Here is a 2,609-nt window from a genome sequence, read left to right on the forward strand (position 1 = left end):
TATATATTTTTCAGACAGTAATTTGTTTTTGAAACAAAAAATGAATCGTTTAAAACTAGAAGAAAGTTCAATCGTAGATACAACTGCCATATCCATACTAAAAAAGCATTTGCAATATCCAGATCTTTCCTCACAAGAGCTTTTTGTGCTCTTGAAAACAAACGGCGTCAATGTAACCCTTAGTAACATAAATGATCTTTTTTCCAAGTATGGAATTATCGAAAAGTCTCGATTTACAGTAGTAAAAATTTTAAAAGAATTAATGGTCAAAGTCGGATCTTTTATTGATCCAAATGACTTATTTGATGAAATGCCTGAAATAGTCTTTGATGCTCGTAAAGAAGATTGGTGTACAAAGCAATTCAAAGTCAAAAAAACAGATCGGAAATTAGTCCAGACGTTACATATTGGAAAGTTCTGGGCAAAATACCAGGTTATGGAAAATGGAAGCATACAGCAGATATCAAAGGAACTATTAAGCATTGTTGCTCCAGGATGCAACTATGGATATGATGTAATTGTTCGAGTAGGAGAATTGATACATCTTCAGCACAAACAAGCAAAGGAAGTCTGTTGTGAACTACAGAAAAATAATATAAAAATCAGCAAAAGTGAAGTAGAAGAATTAGCAAAAAAATTTTTCATATATCTTTCCATAATCCACGAGCAAAAAACAAATAAAATTGTAGAGATAATGGATTCAAATGGTGGGTATATCCTACATCTAGATGCTCTTGGCGATGCAGGAAACAACAGAGTGATTAGTGGAATTGATTCTCTGACTGACTTTGTTTTAGGTAATTCTAAAATAACAACGGAAAATAGCGATGAAATAGTTCCATTCTTGGAAAAAATCAAAAATAATTTCGGAATTCCACTTAGAATCGTTCAGGATATGGGTGTAGGATTAATGAAGGCTGTTAAAAAAATCTTTCCAGAAAAAATAATTCTTATTTGCCATTTTCATTTTCTTCGGGATATAGGCAAAGATTTTTTAGAAGATAATTATGACTTAATCAGAAAACGTTTACGGCATTTTGCTTTTCTAACAAAACTTCGTGATATCGTAAAATCATTAAAGACAATCAATAGCAACAACTTAAATGCTGTAGATTCATTCTATTCTCTTTTAACAAATAATAAGCAGAACAAGGTGGTCGATAATTCAATGCGAACTATGTTCTTATACACTCTTGTATTGTGGATACTTGATTGGGAAAATAGTAGCAATGGATATGGATTTCCATTTGATCGTCCTAAAGTAGATCTCGCGAATCGCATTACAAAAGCCCATAAGTTGATCTCGAACGTTCAAACAAACAATGATGGAATGGCACCTGATATTATAAAATACTATTATAAAACTTTCAAAATTCTTGACAAGATTGTGGCGGATAAAGAACTTGGCAATGCTATGAAAAACATTAAAGGCGAAATAAATATATTTGAATCATTAAGAAAAGCAATGCGGATTGCTCCAAAAGGTGGAGGTAAAGGTCTGAATGATGATTGTGATGATACCAATATCAATACAATAAAAAAGTCTGTGACCAAATTCAAAAAAAAACTGGAAACAAATTCAGTATTTCTAAACAGCAAAAACGGCTCTTCCTTTATAAAACAGTTGAACAAATACTGGAGTAAGTTATTTTCTGACCCGTTTACGGTTAATACTAAAAATGGCTCAAGGGTCATCCAGCCGCAAAGAACAAATAATATTTCAGAAAGAGCATTTAGAGAAATTACCCGAGCATATAAAAGAAAAAGTGGATCTGATAATATAGGAAAAACTATAAAAGCAATGGTGGACGACATGCCTTTGGTGAGAAATCTTAAGAATGTAGAATATGTAAAATTAATTTTGGGTGAAAAAAAAGAATTACACGAAGTGTTCGCAGAAGTTGATCCGAAATTAGTGAAAAAGAGAATGGAGGAACTTAAAAGTTGTTACGAAGATATTCCCAGCAAAATTTTAGAATTACTGGATGATAACTCTTTCATTGAAAAAATGTCCAAAATAAATGGATGAGTAAAAATCCAACCCAATTTTGGGTTCATAGGTAAATTCCATACACTGTATGACAAGATTTACAGAAAGGACGTGTTGGCATTGGCTTGGTCTTTGGTTAGTAGAAACGGTGGAAGCTGTGGTGTCGATAACCAGAGTATTGAGCAGATACGTAATGAAGGAGTGGAAAAGTTCCTTGAGGAATTGCATAATGAATTAAAGGGACATAATTACGATCCGTCAACCATACGGAGGGCTTATATACCAAAACCAAATGGGGAAAAGCGGCCACTTGGCATCCCGACGGTTAAAGACCGCGTAGCTCAAATGGCAGTAAAGATTGTGATTGAACCCCTCTTTGAAGCTGACTTCCAAGAGAGTTCCTTTGGTTTTCGACCCAAACGATCAGCGCATCAAGCGCTGAAAGTTGTACATTACAAAAGTAATCGCCAAAAGTGGGTTGTGGATGTAGATTTAAAAGGTTACTTTGACACGATTCCTCATGTAGAACTCATGGATAAGGTAAAACACCGTATCCATGAGAAATCTCTGATCTACCTAATCCGAAAATGGCTAAAAGCTGGAATTCAGGAAGAAGGAA

At 34.1% G+C, this 2,609-nt stretch carries 2 protein-coding genes; both read left to right on the top strand.

The genetic code is table 11. The features are described 5' to 3' along the window. The first annotated feature begins 40 nt into the window (after window positions 1–40). Window positions 41–2,029, top strand: a complete 1,989-nt coding sequence (locus KJ971_02580) for a hypothetical protein (GenBank protein ID MBU1144728.1) — start codon at window positions 41–43, stop codon at window positions 2,027–2,029. Window positions 2,030–2,104: 75 nt separating this feature from the next. Further along, the coding region (locus KJ971_02585) for a group II intron reverse transcriptase/maturase (GenBank protein MBU1144729.1) at window positions 2,105–2,609 on the top strand (505 nt) is incomplete at its 3' end.

It is taken from the genome of Bacillota bacterium (genome assembly GCA_018818595.1).
GTDB lineage: Bacteria > Bacillota_I > Bacilli_A > Izemoplasmatales > Hujiaoplasmataceae > JAHIRM01.